At 42.4% G+C, this 16520-nt stretch carries 15 protein-coding genes and 1 tRNA gene; 14 read left to right on the forward strand and 2 right to left on the reverse strand.

Annotated elements, in window-relative coordinates:
* Positions 1–303 precede the first annotated feature (303 nt).
* Positions 304–1101, reverse strand: coding sequence for a GntR family transcriptional regulator (locus tag P22_RS19510; RefSeq protein WP_054261905.1), 798 nt, complete (start codon positions 1099–1101; stop codon positions 304–306).
* A 515-nt stretch (positions 1102–1616) separates the two neighbouring features.
* Here P22_RS19510 and P22_RS19515 point away from each other — a divergent pair.
* From P22_RS19515 to P22_RS19560, 10 genes are all read left to right on the forward strand, one after another.
* Entirely contained in the window at positions 1617–1799 is a 183-nt protein-coding gene (locus P22_RS19515) for a hypothetical protein (RefSeq protein WP_054261906.1), read from the forward strand.
* A 169-nt stretch (positions 1800–1968) separates the two neighbouring features.
* Positions 1969–4392: a glycyl radical protein gene (locus tag P22_RS19520; RefSeq protein ID WP_054261907.1), complete on the forward strand. Its 2424-nt coding sequence runs from the start codon at positions 1969–1971 to the stop codon at positions 4390–4392.
* On the forward strand, positions 4355–5308 hold the full coding sequence (locus P22_RS19525; RefSeq protein WP_235814741.1) for a glycyl-radical enzyme activating protein: 954 nt from the start codon (positions 4355–4357) through the stop codon (positions 5306–5308). Before P22_RS19520 ends, P22_RS19525 begins: the two co-directional genes overlap by 38 nt.
* 171 nt (positions 5309–5479) lie before the next feature.
* Complete coding sequence (locus P22_RS19530) at positions 5480–6229, forward strand: DeoR/GlpR family DNA-binding transcription regulator (protein ID WP_054261908.1); 750 nt, start codon at positions 5480–5482, stop codon at positions 6227–6229.
* Between the two features lie 55 nt (positions 6230–6284).
* Positions 6285–6470 carry a hypothetical protein gene (locus P22_RS19535; protein WP_054261909.1) on the forward strand — a complete coding sequence of 62 codons (186 nt, stop codon included), beginning with the start codon at positions 6285–6287 and terminating at the stop codon, positions 6468–6470.
* 285 nt (positions 6471–6755) lie between these two features.
* A complete protein-coding gene (deoC, locus tag P22_RS19540) occupies positions 6756–7493 on the forward strand; it encodes a deoxyribose-phosphate aldolase (RefSeq protein WP_054261910.1) in 738 nt (245 codons plus the stop codon).
* 1384 nt (positions 7494–8877) lie between these two features.
* On the forward strand, positions 8878–9228 hold the full coding sequence (locus tag P22_RS19545; RefSeq protein ID WP_054261911.1) for a L,D-transpeptidase: 351 nt from the start codon (positions 8878–8880) through the stop codon (positions 9226–9228).
* Between the two features lie 443 nt (positions 9229–9671).
* On the forward strand, positions 9672–10025 hold the full coding sequence (locus tag P22_RS19550; RefSeq protein WP_054261912.1) for a hypothetical protein: 354 nt from the start codon (positions 9672–9674) through the stop codon (positions 10023–10025).
* 430 nt (positions 10026–10455) lie between these two features.
* Positions 10456–11796, forward strand: coding sequence for a lipase family protein (locus tag P22_RS19555; RefSeq protein WP_054261913.1), 1341 nt, complete (start codon positions 10456–10458; stop codon positions 11794–11796).
* Positions 11797–11903: 107 nt separating this feature from the next.
* Complete coding sequence (locus P22_RS19560) at positions 11904–12164, forward strand: GlsB/YeaQ/YmgE family stress response membrane protein (protein WP_054261914.1); 261 nt, start codon at positions 11904–11906, stop codon at positions 12162–12164.
* 802 nt (positions 12165–12966) lie between these two features.
* On the opposite strand, the gene P22_RS19565 is transcribed toward P22_RS19560, so the two are convergent.
* A complete protein-coding gene (locus P22_RS19565; protein WP_172675887.1) occupies positions 12967–13956 on the reverse strand; it encodes a YeiH family protein in 990 nt (329 codons plus the stop codon).
* A gap of 113 nt (positions 13957–14069) precedes the next feature.
* Here P22_RS19565 and P22_RS19570 point away from each other — a divergent pair, with 113 nt between their 5' ends.
* The 4 genes from P22_RS19570 (at position 14070) to P22_RS19580 (ending at position 16507) form a co-directional block, all read left to right on the forward strand.
* Positions 14070–14942 (forward strand): LysR family transcriptional regulator, encoded by an 873-nt coding sequence (locus P22_RS19570; RefSeq protein ID WP_054261915.1) that lies wholly within the window; start codon positions 14070–14072, stop codon positions 14940–14942.
* Positions 14943–15334: 392 nt separating this feature from the next.
* Positions 15335–15922, forward strand: a complete 588-nt coding sequence (locus tag P22_RS19575; RefSeq protein ID WP_054261916.1) for a peptidoglycan recognition protein family protein — start codon at positions 15335–15337, stop codon at positions 15920–15922.
* A 29-nt stretch (positions 15923–15951) separates the two neighbouring features.
* On the forward strand, positions 15952–16125 hold the full coding sequence (locus tag P22_RS20840) for a hypothetical protein (protein ID WP_156319070.1): 174 nt from the start codon (positions 15952–15954) through the stop codon (positions 16123–16125).
* Between the two features lie 307 nt (positions 16126–16432).
* Positions 16433–16507: transfer RNA gene (locus tag P22_RS19580), tRNA-Gly, on the forward strand.
* Positions 16508–16520: the final 13 nt, after the last annotated feature.

Consider the following 16520-nt stretch of genomic DNA (forward strand, 5'->3'; position numbering starts at 1 on the left):
AGCGGCTTAGGCCGCCGGGCTTTTTGCATATAGAAAACCCCAGGTTGGATAGGTGTTGTTTACCCAAAGAGTATAAAACCAGCAAACTGTTGGAGGATACTCAGCTCATACCGGGAGTATCGTCTGTTGTTTTTTATGAGATATTTACTATAAACCCTCCAGGATAGTGTACAGCTACAGTTACACACCATCCTGGAGGGTTAGTCTTGGGATACTGTTCCGTTTCGCCTGTTTACCGAAAAATATCTTTATAACAACTTATGGCACGGTTTTTGGGTGCTTCCGGCCGGTTTTTATCCATTTTCACTCTATTGTTGTTTCCCTTGAGAAGTTTACTTTATTTTGATTAGCATATAGTTCCAATCTCAATTTACACGCAGTCCCCTTCTGATAGGAATTGGTTAGTTCAAAGGGAATGCCGGAATCAAGATAGGCAATGCGTTGTATTTTAAAAGCGCTGGCTCCAGATTTGCAACTCAAAAGCCGGGCCATTTCTTTATTTAATTTAACCGCCTCATAGGTTTCGATTGCCTTATGTAGATTTAAATTATATCTTGATTTTAAAAAGTTATATAAAGAAGTATTGGAAAAATCTTCATTAACGATATCGGGACATAAATAGAGCGGGATATGGGTAATCTCCAATAATAGAGGCTCAGTATTTGCCAATCTAAGTCTAGTCAGTTTAAATACTTTTGTTGTTCCTTCATTAAGGTTTAATTTTTTAGCTATTTCACCTGTTGCATACTCAACAGTATTTTCTAAAACATGCGAATGCGGATATATTCCCAATTCAAACATATCTTCAGTAAAATTATAAAGATGATTCAGGTTTCTGCTGAGTTTCTTTTCTGCAACAAACGACCCTTTGCCTCTTCGCCTGATAACAAGGTTTTCTTCCACTAATTGATTAAGTGCTTGTCTAACCGTAGAGCGACTAAGGCCATATTGAGAACACAGCTGGCTTTCGGGCGGGAGCAGATCGCCGGGCTTTAGTGTACCATTTTGTATTTCGTTTTTTATTAGAGTAAATAACTGGTAATACAGCGGGACTGTACTTTCGTGTACAATATTGAAATTTAAAATGCTATTGCTTGACATATAATTTCTCCTAGTTTTTTTATTTACTTTATAAATCCACGGGGAGCATATATATTCAAAAGAAGAATAGGAAAACCATCGATAAGTTCTGAAACTCAACTGGAAGTAAGCTGCCGGGAATTTATTTTTCTGTTGGAAAATAAATTCCTTTTATATAGTCAATTATAGTGTTATTGAGATTAATATACAATATTAATCTGCAAATATGTATGATATATTTGTATCTAATTGTCTTATCAGGGAATTGTAGACTGTAAAATTTCCTCGCATGAAAAAGCTGGCAATAAAGCTGCTTCACTAAATGGACGGAGCTTTATGAGGCAGATAACCTATTGGGTAGTATAGAATTACCGGTTGATTTTATTCAATTTTAAAATTATTTAAATAAATATAGACAATTAAATATATTTATGCTAACATCAACATATCAAATGTATCGTACGTTTGATATGTTGATGTTGTTTTATGGGTCATTATACTGCAGCAAATAGAAACAAAAGAAGGGAGGAAAAGTAATGGTATCTATTATTATTGGAACTCATGGAAAGTTTTCGTCCGAAATTTTAAACTCTGCTAAAACGATATGTGGTGAACAAGATAATATTGTCTGCCTTGCCTTTGAACAAGCTGGCATCGTTTTTGACGGTGTCAGCTTTGTTTTACCGGATAAGGTCTCTCTCTTTAATTTAGTTTGCTAAACACCTATTATGATTGAATGAATTTAAAGCGTAACTGGGTCAATATATGATTAATTATAAGCTGTTTAAATAGAATTTTAGATAGATGCATATAAATAAGCAGGTTGTGTTGATTTAGCGCTTACAAATGCTTATGATATAAATATAAATAAATCGAGAGGTGGCAACAATGAAAAAATTTCTGGAATTTGTTCCCCGCAATGAAGATATAGATCTGGTAAGAATCCACCGCTTGCAGCAGATCATGGAAAAAAGGACAGCCAGTATCTGCAGTGAGCGGGCAGTGTTGATTACAGAATCATTCCGGACAACGGAAGGCGAAGATTATGTTTTACGTAAAGCCAAAGCATTTGCACACATTTTAGAAAATATGACGATTTACATTCAGGACGACAGTTTGATCTTTGGTAATCAGGCAAGCCGTAATTTTGCAGCGCCTATTTTCCCTGAATTTTCAATTCAATGGGTAATTAAAGAACTGGATGAGTTTGACAAAAGAGCCGGTGATGTTTTTCAGATATCAGAAGAAGTAAAACGGGATCTAAAAAGCATTGCGCCATACTGGCAGGGACACACGCATGAGGATGAAGTATGGAAGAATACACCTGATAGTATCAGGCAGGCAGAAAAACAAAGTGTGCTTCACCGGGGTGGGATTTCCATGTCGGGGGACGGTCATATTGTACCTAAGCATGAATTGATTCTCCAAAAAGGGTTTCGGGGAATTGTGGAAGAAGCGGAAAGACAATTGAAAAACAGGAATTTATCTGAAGAAAATGCAACTTTCTATCAGGCCGTGATCATTGCATTGGAAGGCGCATTGAAGTTTATTAAAAGGTACTCGGCATTAGCATACAGGATGGCTGAGCGGGAAACGGACAGAAAACGCCGGCAAGAACTTTTGCAAATAGGAAAAATGTGTGAAACATTGCTGGAAAGACCCGCAGCGAGTTTTTATGAGGGGTGTGAAGTATGTTACCTGGTTCATATGCTGCAAATGATCGAAAGTAACGGGCACTCTTTTTGCTATGGAAGATTTGATCAGTATATGTACGATTTATATATAGCGGACATAAAAAAGGGAATATTGACGCAGGAGAAAGCGCTGGAAATCATTACCCATATGTTTTTGATGAACAGCAGCAACAACAAGGTAAGGCCCTGCGGACACACGAAATTCTCTCAGGGCTATCCATTATATTCCAATCTGATGATTGGCGGCCGTAAGCCGGATGGGACAGACGGAACCAATGAATTGTCCTATTTATGCATTGAGGCGATGAATTTGACAAAAATGGCCGAACCCAATTTTTCGATGCGCTACAATACGGAGACTCCCCGGGACTTGTTGCGTCTGGCAGCAAAGCTGATTCGTACCGGATGTGGAATGCCTTCGATGTTTAATGACGAGGTCGCGGTAAAGGGCCTCATGGACCTAGGTATTCCCAGGGAGGATGCGCTTGATTATTGCGCCATTGGCTGCGTGGAGACCGGTGTGCCGGGAAAATACGGGCATCGCTCAACCGGAATGACCTATGTGAACTGGGGAAAAGTACTGGAACTTGTATTAAATAATGGCATGGATCCGAATTCGGGCATCCAATTGGTTGCAATTAATGGCAAAATGGGAGCGGAAGTTGACTATAAAACCTATGACGAGGTTTGGGAAGCCTGGGAAAAAATGCTGAAATTTTATTCCGATTTGGCTGTACAATGCGATGCGATCTGTGGCCGTGCATTGGCTGTTTATGACGCCGATCCGTTTGCTTCCTGCTTTGTCGATAACTGCATGCAACTTGGCAAAACCTTAAAAAACGGCGGCTGCAAATATGACGTCATCTCCCAGTCCAATATTGGACCAAGTGTGGTCGGTAATTCACTGGCGGTAATAAAAAAATTGATATTTGAAGACCGGAAGCTGACCTGGGAACAGCTTTTAAAGGCAATGAAAGCTAACTGGGAGGGAAAAGAGGCGGCTTATATTCACAAGCTGGTAAACCAAGTGCCCAAATTCGGGAATGATGAAGATTATGTGGACAGCCTTGTGAAGGATGTCTTTCATTCCTATCTGAAATTGCTGCCGGACTATAAAACCGATCGCTATGGAAAAGGACCGGAGGTAAGCTGTTATACCATGTCTACCAGTAATATCACCTCCTATGTACCCAATGGACTGGATGTAGGAGCAACCCCGGACGGCAGGAAAGCCGGAAGCCCGTTAAACGAAGGCTGTTCTCCCACGCAGGGAACGGATAGGAATGGACCGACCTCGGTAATCAATTCGGTTGCCAAACTTCCCAATGATCGGGTTGCTGCCGGCCAGTTGTTGAATATGCGGTTTGCCCCCGGTGCGCTGGCCGGTGATGAAAATCTGAAAAAATTTGTTGAATTTCTAAAAGCGTGCCTTTTAAAAGGAATTTATCACAACCAATTTAACGTCATCGATACTAAGACATTCCTGGATGCAAAGAAAAATCCGCAAAACTATACCGATTTAATTGTACGTGTCGCAGGCTATTGTGCACAGTTCGTCTCTTTAATGCCGGAGGCCCAGGATGCCATTATCGCCCGTACGGAAAATACCTGGTCCTGATATGAATGCAAAAGGATTAATTTCAACGATTCAAAAATATTCTACCAAGGATGGTCCGGGAATCCGCAGTACGGTATTTTGCATAGGCTGCAATTTGCGGTGTAAATGGTGTTCTAACCCGGAGCTTATGGAGCCGGGGATAAAGTATATGCATTTTGAAAATCGGTGTATTCATTGTGGCGCTTGTGTAAGCATTGCCAACAATCAATCGATCAAATTTGCGGAAGAAGGTTGTGAGATTGACCGGGCACGCTGTACTAATATGGACGAATGTATGGATATTTGTCCCCGGGAGGCCTTTGAAAAAGTCGGGTATGAAATTACCAGTGAAGAACTCGTCGGGAAATTGCTCAGAGACAAAGTGTTTTATGACCAATCTGCCGGTGGTGTCACTTTTTCGGGCGGTGAAGCGGCCCTGCAGGGAGATTTTGTCGTAGAAGCTGCGCAACGATTGCGGCAGCAGGGCGTCCATGTAGCATTGGATACGGCAGGCTGTTTGCCCTGGTGCGAGTTGAAAAAGGTGGTGGAAACTGTCGACATGGTCCTGTATGACATCAAGACCTTTGATCGGGATATCCACAAAGCTTGTACGGGTGCAGGAAATGAGACGATCTTAACCAATGCACGGAATCTTGCCCGAATGAATAAGGAAATGATTATACGCCTGGTAATTGTACCGGGCTGGAATGATCAGTTCACCGATATAAAAAAGAGGCTCAACTTTATTAAAGAGTTAGGAAAAAGTGTGATACGAGTGGATATATTGAGGTATCATGCCCTGGGCGCCGGGAAGTACCGGCGTCTTGGCATGGAATATCCGATAAGAACCGGGCTGGAATGTGATGAAACGTTGTTGGAAGCAACCAGGCAAATGGCTGTGGAACTGAATTTGAATGTCCATTTGGCTGAGAAATAGAGGATATTTTTATGACTGCCCTAGAACTATAGACGTATGATAGGCACGATGGTACTAGTGCTCCACTAACTCTGAAACTACAATTTCTTTACGGAGCTTTTTCCGTAAGGCTTCGTTGGCGGGGCACTGGGGCTGCCGTTTAATTCTCGTAACGGATAGAAAGGAAGCATTATGTTTCAAGAAGAACGTATATATGAAATAGTAAATATGTTAAAGGACAGAAGAGTGCTGTCAAACCAGGAAATCATGCAGGCATTTCAAATATCCAGAGACACGGCCAGGCGAGATATTGTTAAATTGGTGAATGAAGGCTTTGCCATACGGACCCATGGCGGCATTGCGCTGCCTGCTATTCAAAATGAAGTTAAAAATTATAAAAAACGGCTTACCATCAATTCCGAAGATAAAATACGCTTGGGAAAATTTGCAGTGAAGTATGTTTCTGCGGGACAAATATGTTTTTTTGATGTATCAACAACGATTCAGGCTTTGTGCCAGTATCTGGACGAAAACGTGTTGGCCTTTACCCACTCGCTGGATAATATGGAAGCATTAACCGGAAAGCATAGTGAGGTTCATCTGCTGGGCGGTAAATTAGAGCATAAAAATCGTTATTTGTATGGCAGTAAAACGATCATGCAAATTGAGGATATCCGCTTTGATATTGCATTTTTAGGGGCGGCAGCGATAGCTGCGGACGGTATTTATGTAGTGGATTATGAGGATGCCTGTATAAAGCGAAAAGTAGCGGAAAGGGCGGCTTTTGTTTGTGTTATGGCCGACGGTGCAAAGTTTAATAAAGCTAGCAGCTTCAAAGCAATTTCTTTTGAAAAAATAGATTTACTTCTTACTACCCAGGAACCTCCCTTAGCGGTTAAAGAGAGTGTCAAACATACGGGCACTACTGTGGAAGTAGTATAAATATCGGATAAACGCTTGTTGCTATTGGCACAAAAAAATAAAGAGGTCGGAAGGTTTGTGGAGTAAAGAACGTTTTTATGAATTGTTAATGGGGGAAATATGGCGTTTGCGCGATGATGAGAAGGGCTATGGCCCGCAGGGGAAAAATTACTTTGGACACGTAGACATTCCGTATCAGGTAGAATTTAGCTATGAGCTGCTAATGGAACCATTAAAAAAGTATTTAGGCAGGTGTGGATAGTATTTAGAAACGTAGTAAAGTGGTAGACCGGATTATTGCGTTTTACCTTGACATTCTTTATATAAACAGCAGGGTTACGGCCTATTTTTGTAAACACAAGTACTACGTGGTTTCAAGATAGGCCTGTTTGATTTACACTGGATCGGCCTGAAGTCTATGCCCGGTTTAGAGGGAACAGGCAGGAATTTTCATAAACATATTGACAGTAAATAATATATGATATATCATAAATGTACGATACATTTGGTATATATCGATAAAATGCGATGTTCAGGAGGGTCTGAAATGAAACCAGAAAAAAAAGCGTGTGAAATGTCAGTAAAAGAACTTGCAGCTTATATTGACCAATCGGTTTTAAAACCGGAGTTTACTCAGAGCGATATAAGGAAATACATTCAGGAAGGCATAGACTTTGGCTGCAAGACGGTCTGCATTAATCCGGCATCTTTGGATATTGCCGCAGAATTGACGAAAAGCACTGAGACTAAAATCTGTGTCGTGTGCGACTTCCCGTTTGGTTTATCCACCACAGCTTCCAAAGTAATGCAAGCGGAGCAATATTGCAAACGGGGCGATATCTTTGAACTTGATATCGTTGCCAACTATGGCTGGATTCGCAGTGGAATGTGGAAAGAGGTAGAGGAAGATATTAAGGCTGTTTGTGACGTATGCCATAAATACAAGACGGAAGTGAAGGTAATCTTTGAAACGGATGCGTTGACTATTGAACAGGTTAAAAAAGCTACAGAAGTGGCTGTTGCAGCAGGTGCCGACTTTGTGAAGACTTCAACCGGTTTTTATACGGGAGGTAAAAGCGACGGCGCTACGGTAGAGGTGATTCAGGCAATGCTGGATATAGCCAAGGGGCGGTGCAAGATCAAAGGCTCCGGCGGGATTCGTGATCAAGAACATTTTTTTAAGCTTATTGATATGGGCATCGACCGTATGGGGATTGGCTACTGTTCCACACCGGTTGTGTTAGGAATCAGTGCGGCGGCTGCAAAAAATAAAGAAGGATATTGATTGGTTGATACGTTCTATCCCATGGTAAGAGCCTCCGGCTTCAAAAATCATCGGGAAAACGAGATTCGCCAGAAATAATATTTTATGATAAAGTGAGACAGCCTATTTTCCTACTCGAAAATAGGCTGTCTTTTTTGTTTGCCAACTACAGAAGATAAAGCTTTTTACCTGCACGACATAGTTAGACATAAATTTTTATGTAGGCATTATACAATTTATGAAGACAAGTATTTAGCATAGAAGGCTACTAAACATGACATTGGATCATCAGGTTGTTTTTAATCACCGGCGCAGTACAGGAAATTGGGCGGAAGATAGCGGTGACTATGGAACGGGAAGGTGCTGAAGTCATTGTTGGCGATACCGTTGATGGCGGACGTAGTATGCCTCATTCCTTGAATTTCCTTTTAATACCTGGCGATTACCATAATAATATGCCATAATTAAAGGGGTGATGTTATGTCTTTGGTTAGTTTGAGTTTAAGAAATCAGCAGATAAAATATAGACGTAAACGGAGTAAATACTGGTGGGTTGTCCTTTTGATTGCCATAGCAATTATTGCTTTGGCAATCAAATATTTGGTATAAAAACGGTGATTGGTTTATGTAAAAGGAATTGCCGCAGGTGAGAGCCTTGCAGCGGTCTGCGAGGGAAAAATACTGAAGAAGACGAAAATTATTATCGTTTCCAGATGGAATACGAGATTCTAAGCAAGAGATGGCAAACCTGTCGTTCCGGTTTGCCATTTTCAATTTAGTGTGGAACATGCCGTTTTGAAAATAAAAAAAACAGCCGAAGCAGGATTTGAGAATAAAAAATAATCATGTTAAAGCAGTTCTGGCGAATCGTAGTTGCTTAAGGCTACCGGTTTCTCTTGGGAGCGAGCGTCATACACAAATAATTTTGTCCATTAGGAATGATTTGCTCGCAGTCGCTGTTAACACATTGATTTGCCTCAAAGCAATCTGTTTTAGTACAAGAATTTATGTTGATGCTAACAGGTATATCGGCTTTTGTTTTTGTGTATGTACAAGCCACATGAACAGTTTTATCTAAACGTTGACAGTATAGATGGATTAACTCTGTGGTAAACAGTCTTATCACTCCCGGTACTTCGGCTGTTCTGAGAATTTTCGACAATCACAGAGACATAATCCTCTCTGTGATGTTGTTAAATTATTATGAATAGCTTAACATAAACTTAACAATGGATACGATTTCATTTTTATGTTTATAGGCTTAATTGAAAAATCCTATGGAGCTTACCGGTAAAGTTAAGTGAATTTAGAATTGAGTTCATAGAATCATTTTGAACACACTGTTTTTATATCCGGTGAATACAGTAAAACAGGGTTAAAGTATATAAGAAAAGAGTGATTCTAAATGAAAAATTATATCATTGTTAATCTTGCATTGTGCCGCCTTTCGTATTATGAAGATGATGCATTGGTGAAATCCTATCCGGTGGGCACCGGCAAACTGGCAACACCTACGCCTGCCGGGTATTATCATGTTGTTGACAAACTGGTATTTAATAATCCGGCTGATACCGAAGTAGACTTGGGCTCAAGAAGATTAGTGCTTTCGTCAGATAAAACCTGCCTCCATGGCTCCTGGCACGGCCCTGTGGAAGGACAGGTTTCCGGCGGTTGTGTTAGGATGTACAATCAAGATATTGAAGAACTGTTTCCTAAAATAGAGGTTGGCATGCCGGTTGTTATGATGGAAGGATAGGATCTAAATCATAAAGAAATTAAAGAGAATTCGCTTTTAAGATTTTTGTAATATTTTTGTCACAATTTTAGTTTATGCTAAGTATAACTCTTGGAATTGGAGTTTCCAGTGAGTTGGCCTGGAAGCGGGAACGAGGTTCTCCCCCATAGTTCCCGCTTCACACACCCTATGCATAGCCCTGTTCTTTCGGGAACAGGGCCTTTTTTTATTGGTGTTGCCTGAGTTCCGTCTTATCTGTGGAGTGCTGTCCGCGGCATGATATCAGGGGTGGTGGATTTTGGTTATTACTGCTACAGGCGGCATACACTATCGGTTCTCGAAAGATTCCGTCAGAATATCGTTAAAATTACTAGATTAAATGTTTCAGAAATGGGGATTGTTTTGTAACGGATTTGTCACATTCCCACATTATACTTAACTTAGCAAATTAAGGAGGGATTCTTGTGAACAGTCTGGCAAAAAAAGTTATGATTTATTCTATGGTTGGTATCATGCAGATTGGGTTGGGTGCATCCGTAGCGGCGGCATCGCCGGCTCCTGATTATTCTCCGGTGCCACAGCGCTATGGTGCTCCGCATCATGACCGGCACGATATAGAAAGAGAGCGCCATGAGCGCGAGCGGATAGAAAATGAACGCCATGAAAGAGAGATGAGACGACGTCCCAACGAAAACAGACGGGATTGGGAGAAGCGTAAAAAGCACGAAAATGAACGCCATAGGAAAGCGTTGGATGACATCCGCCACGGCCGGTATGACCATCGAGACTGGGGATGGGGACCATATGGTCCTAGATAACAGTATTAAACAAATAATAAATAGGCGATAAAGCTTACAAGCTAAAACCCGAAAATGCTTTCCGGAGAAATCCGGAGAGCATTTTTGTTTCACGGCAAAAAGATTTTAATTAATTTCGGCATACTGTTCTGACGATAATTTGAAGAAGACTATAAGAGAAATGGATTATGAAGTATGGAAGAAAAAGGGATACCCCTTTATTGCGGTTTGGGCAGGTAAACTTTTTGTAAATAGAGAATGTAACTTATAAATTCCGTAATTTAAAAGGGTATGGCAGCCGGGAGAAGAAACCCCTGTTACGAACAATGGTGGGAAAAAGAAGGCGAAGTATCCTTTACCATGTATACGCAGTGAAATGGCAAACGGAAAGGCTGTTTTACAGGATAAGAAGTGATCCCGTTTTTTAGTTTAGAGTCTGGAGGGATGCTGGTTGAGACGTTTAATGTCGGTGGTATTTATTTTGATCCTGGTATATATGCCGGCTACGGTACGCGCCGATGCCAGGGAAGACTATCAAGAAGCTTATAAGATATACATATGTGCTGCGGCCAGTGTAGCGGCGTATGATGACCGGATCGGCGAACTGGCCACCCGATATTTACAGGAAGACGGCTGGAAAATTAGCCGTTATATCCAGGCTCAGGGAAATAGTGGTGCCCGTTTTCTGGTTGCACAAAAAGAAGTTGCAGGCAGTGAGCCTTTATACGTTCTGGCGATTGTTGGTACAGAAAATAAAGAGGATGTTAAGGCGGATTTAACTATCGATAAAGTGTATTTCGCCGGCAGCAGCCAGGAAGAATTTGTGCGGAATGCAGAAAAGAAAGATATACCAAATAGTGAGCCTAAGGTTCACCGAGGGTTTAATAACTTTGTGCAGTCTGCTGCAGATGCAGTGCTGAGTAGCGGTCAGCAGCCCCGAGTTTCACTGTCCGATTTGCTTTTGACGAATAAAGCAGGGAATTTATATCTTACCGGACATAGTCTGGGAGGGGCGGCTGCGACCTTGGCGGGTGCAAGGCTAATCAGCATGGGGATAAGTCCGAAGCAAATTGAAGTGATCACTTTTGGCGCTCCGGCAGTGGGAAATGCTGCTTTTGCATCTGCCTTTGAGCCGGTTCTTCCGCTGATTCGGGTGGTTCAATCCGGTGATCCGGTCACCGGAATTTTGCAAGGGCTCGTGCGTGGATACAAACAGTTCGGCCGGGAAATAAAGTGGGACAGTCCGAAATGGGTCGAAGATGCCCACCGGTTGCCGGGATATTTGGATTCTGCAATTAAAAACTATTATGATAAACGGCGGAAGCTGGCGGAGGCCCCGGCAGAATTGTCCGGACCTGCTGCCGTGAGTTCCGGTAAACAGGAAGGGATCTATATCGCGCCGCTTAAAAATAGTCTGCCGGAGGGCTTAACAGCGGAATACGGCTATATGCGTGAAGCACTGGAGGATGAATACCGTAAGCAATTGTCCGATTATCTCGTAAAGAATGAGAATGATATCCCAACCTGGGAACAGGCGGCTGAAGCGGGATGTCACTGGGCCGTTTTTTCCGAAGTGAGTGCTACCCGGGTAAAGAAGGAAGAAAATACGTACTATATTACCTTTACTTTGGTGCTCTATGATCTGGTTAATAACAGAGTTGCAGATACCGCTGTTTTTTCCACCAACACGCGCAATGTAACGCCCTTGGAGGCGTTCATTCACTCCTTCCGGGGAATTTCTCCTCATTTAAATAAGAGCTTAGTCAATTTGCAGGCTTCGTTGCAGTCATAAAAATAGACTGAGAAAAAAACCTCCGGCCCATTGTAGGCTGAGGCTTTTTTCATGTAAATATAAACCGCGATTTTGGAAATACTTTTTGCTAAAGGGAGGTGATAAACGTGCTGTGGTTTTTGGTGATTGGCGTTATTTCCGGCTGGCTGGCGGGTATAATTTCCCGCGGCGGTGGTTTTGGGTTTTGGGGCAATATGATAACGGGGGTTATTGGCTCGTTTGTAGGTGGTTTTTTATTTAATCTTTTAGGTATTTCAGCCTATGGGACCATCGGATCGATTATTTCCGCTACTTTTGGCGCTGTAGTGCTGCTCTGGGGTGTGCGGATATTTTTCCATGTGGCTCCTGCTGCGCATAAAAAAGAATAAAAACCGGTTTGCCGAATGCTTCAGGGCTGTACACAAAAAGAACAAGACCAGCGTCGTTGGTGGTCTTGTTCAGTAGGGAAAGTAGAAGGGTGTCAGACTCCGTTGCTACGGTCGTCTGATTGATTTGTTGTGCACGATTATAGTATTGTCGCCGAATTTACAAATTATACACGAAACGGAAAAAATTCAAGTATAAACTCTATTTATCTTTACGAAAAATTAATTCTGGTTTAACATCGGTATAATGAGGTTACGGTACAATAAGGATGTAAGCAATGGTCAAGCGGTTCAAGCCGCAAGTGATTAGGGCTGAAGGATTTCATACACATATAAGGGTGCCGGTATTCCCTTACAAAACCGAGTGGCTGAGTGTGCCGCCGGTGCCAGCCGTTCCCGTGCGCAGGACGGCTTTTTTTGTTGGGAATAAGCCTGTGAAAATATTGAATTGATTTTAAGTTTCTCAGTCATATGAGACGGAAAAGGTTTATGGCTGTTACTAGCAAGTATTACCTCTAAGAAACGGACCGGATTGTCATCTCTTTGTCATATACGGTTGTTAGGATGAGGATAGTAGGTACGTAGAAAGGAATGATTGCTCATGTATTTATTAAAAGTCATGCTTTCTTTGGCATTCCTGTATGTAGTCGCTACATACAGGCTGGAATTAAAATAACCAGGTTTTATATAATCTGATAGGTAAAACCTAACCTGTCCGCTATACCAACTTCTATCTCTCGTCAGGCAACTGACGGGAGTATTTTTATGTTTGTCGGTAATTATCAATAAAGGCTGCGGCCTGGGGTCACCACAATCTGAGATAGTTCTGAACAGCCAGCGATACCGCTGCCACGGCCAGCCAGCAGGATAAGCCGAGCAGTACCGGCTTGATACCCTTGTGAACAAGTTGACGCAAGTTTGTATTTAAGCCGATGGCAGCCATGGCTACAATGATAAAGAATCTTCCGGTTTGTGCCAAGCAACTGCAAACCGGGGAGGGCAGCACTCCCGTTGTACTGATAATTGAAGTGAGCAGGAATCCGAGGATGAACCAGGGAAAGGATTTTACCAAGCTAAAGGTACTGTTCCTGGAATTTTTTCCTACAGTGATTAACGAGAGAGTCAGCGTTACCGGGACAATCATCAGTGTGCGGGTAAGCTTTACGATGGTAGCAAAGCTTCCGGCTGGCTGACTGTAGGAATAACCTGCCGCGACCACGGAAGAAGTATCGTTAATTGCGGTCCCAGCCCACATGCCGAAGCCCAGGTCGCTCATGTGGAGTAAATGACCAAGAAAAGGGAAAATAAAGACGGCGATAATGTTGAACAAAAAAATTGTGGATATTGAATAAGCGATGTCTTTTTCACTGGCTTTGATGGCGGGAGCGGCAGCCGCAATGGCGGAACCGCCGCAGATGGCCGTGCCGACCCCGATTAAGGTGCTGGTTGTACCTGGCAGTCCCAGATATTTTCCTGCAAGCCAGGCCGTAATAAAAGCAGCACTGAGAGTGAAAATCATAACAAACAGTGATTGGCTGCCTACGATGAATACCTGAAATAAGTTCATTTCAAAACCGAGAAGGATAATGGAATACTGCAATATATTTTTGGCTGCGAAACGAATTCCTGCGGTGAAAATGTCAGACCTTTGACGAAATGCCAGTATCATACCGAATAGTATTCCGAAAACAGGCCCCCCGATTAGGGGAATTTGTACTCCCGAGTACCAGGCGGGAATGGCAATAGTAACAGCAAAAGCAACTCCTGCTAATAGATTGGTTGTAATTTTTTCCATATTATGCATGCCTCCTTGTTAATTCGATAATAACACTGGACAGTTGATAAGTGAAATACTATTATGTTTTATATACAATAGGTAAATGCCTATGGAATGAATGAGGTGGCAATATGACATTAAGACATTTGAATATTTTTTTAGCGGTATGCGATGCGGGCAATATGACTGCAGCTGCGGAAAAACTCCATATCGCACAGCCTTCTGTAAGTCAGGCGATTGCAGAGTTGGAAATGCATTATGGGATAAGATTATTCGAACGGCTGGGACGTAAATTGTTTATTACTCATGCAGGACAAAAACTGTCAACTTATGCGCGGCATATATTGAATTTGATGCGGGAAGCCGAAGAAGCCATGCATGAAATTCATGACCGGGGTGTTATCCGGGTAGGTGCGAGCGTTACGGTAGGAACCTGTATTTTGCCGCAACTGATTAAAAAGTTTGCAGCCGGAAATGCTGCGGCAAAAGTTATTTCCACAGTCAACAACACCAAGATTGTCGAAGATATGATACTGCTGGACCAAGTGGACCTTGGCCTGGTAGAAGGGCGGATTCATTCGCCTGGAATTGTGGTTAAGCCTTTTATGGAGGATGAGCTGGTTCTGGTGACCGCGCCGGCACATGTTTTTGCCAATGCAAGACGGGTTGATGTCAGGAATTTGGAACATATGGAGTTTTTAGTGCGGGAAGAAGGCAGCGGCACACGTGAACTGTTTGAGACGGCGCTGGCCGAGCGGGGGATTTCCTGGAAAATAGCCGGAGTGTATAATAATGCCGAGGCCATTAAAGACGCGGTGGCCGAAGGGGTCGCGATTACCGTTATGTCAAAAATGGCTGTGCAAAAGGAAGTGCAGAGAAAGGATTTGGCTGCCGTTTCCATTGAGGGGGTCAACCTCAGCCGGCATTTCAGCATTGTCCATCACAAAAATAAATTTATTTCTCCTCTGCTCAATCGGTTTATACAATTATGCTTGACGCTGTAAGTGCAGATAACTCAAGGTGTGAGGAATCTTTGAAGAATAAAATGCTAATAGGGTGGCAATAAAGGCTGATTTTTTCTATAGGAATCAAACTTTGTTCAAAGAAATCAGCTTTATAATAAAGGTGATCTCGGGATCAGTTGCCGAGACTTAATAAAGAGGTGTTTTCTCCCTGATTTCATCTCTTTATTATTTCCTTCCAACCCCGCAGCCCCGGCCGGCTGCGGGGTTTTCATATGCTTGTCTTTATATTTTTTTGTCGAGCTGCCTCCAAATGGAGTCAGCTTTTTAGCTATTTATGAACAATAAGGGTTGATTCAGCGCTGTGTTTTTGAATGTACACATAATGACAAATAATCACTATGAAGCATAACATAAACAAGGAGGAGGTAGTTATGACACCGATAACGTTGGAAGAACTTAAGGATTTGGCACTGCAGTCCAAGGCTGATTTGTGGTCCGCAGCTCAGGGCGCTGGGCGGGATGTCAAAATATATCTGCATTGGTCGGCGGGGCATTATGGACAATTTTTTAACGATTATCACATTAATATTGATGAAGACGGTAGTTTATATTGTAGCACTACTAATCTGGCGACGGCGAAATCACACACCTATAAACGGAATACGGGAGCAGTGGGGATAGCCCTGTCATGCTGTTACAATGCGACCCCGCGGAATCTTGGCAGTGAACCACCCACCGAAAAACAGATTGAAGCCATGGCGCAAGTGGTAGCAGTGCTATGTAAGGCGCTGGATTTAACTGTGGATATTTTCCGGGTCATGACCCATGCGGAAGCGGCGGATAATCTTGATGGTTTAAATCCTGGCTATGAGGATAACGGTTATCCTGACGGGAAATATGGACCAGCCCATAGTTGTGAACGCTGGGATTTATGGTTTTTCCCCGGCGTCTCCAAAGGAGAAGGGGGGGACGTGCTAAGAGGAAAAGCGATATGGTATCAACAAAACGGTGTATGTTAGGTCAATTATAATAAAGTAGGAGGATTGTTGTGGCGGACTTATTAAAACGTATTGGTAACTGGTTTCTGGGGAAAGCAGACATGATGGAACAGTTGGATGAGAACGTAAAAGCGGCAGTAAATTTACAAACAAAACGTGCGTTGGGAATTGGGTTTGGGCTCGGCGTAATTGTTACTGTTGTAGTTGTACGGGTAGTAGGATAGTCTGTTGCTTTGTAATGTATTTGCGGTTGGCTATTCGCTAACCGTTTTTTTATAGTTGAAAAGATGTAGAATAAATTGGTAAATAAAAAATGTTTGACATACCATTGTGAGTGTGATAATATATAAAAGTCGCCTCACATTATAGCGAATAAGCAATGAAATATGAGGTTGACATAAACGGTAACAACGTTTATAATAATAGAGCCATCAAAACAGTGGCGGTACGGTGTTCCTTGAAAACTAAACAATGTAATGTAAACGCCAGATGTGCGGTGCTTCATGTAAGCACATAAATATTTGTTAAGGTGCGGAAGTAGCTCAGTGGTAGAGCATCGCCTTGCCAAGGCGAGGGTCGCGAGTTCGAATCTCGTTTTCCGCTCCACTATATAACAAAT

This window comes from Propionispora sp. 2/2-37 (assembly GCF_001298735.1).
In the GTDB taxonomy this organism is placed as follows: domain Bacteria; phylum Bacillota; class Negativicutes; order Propionisporales; family Propionisporaceae; genus Propionispora.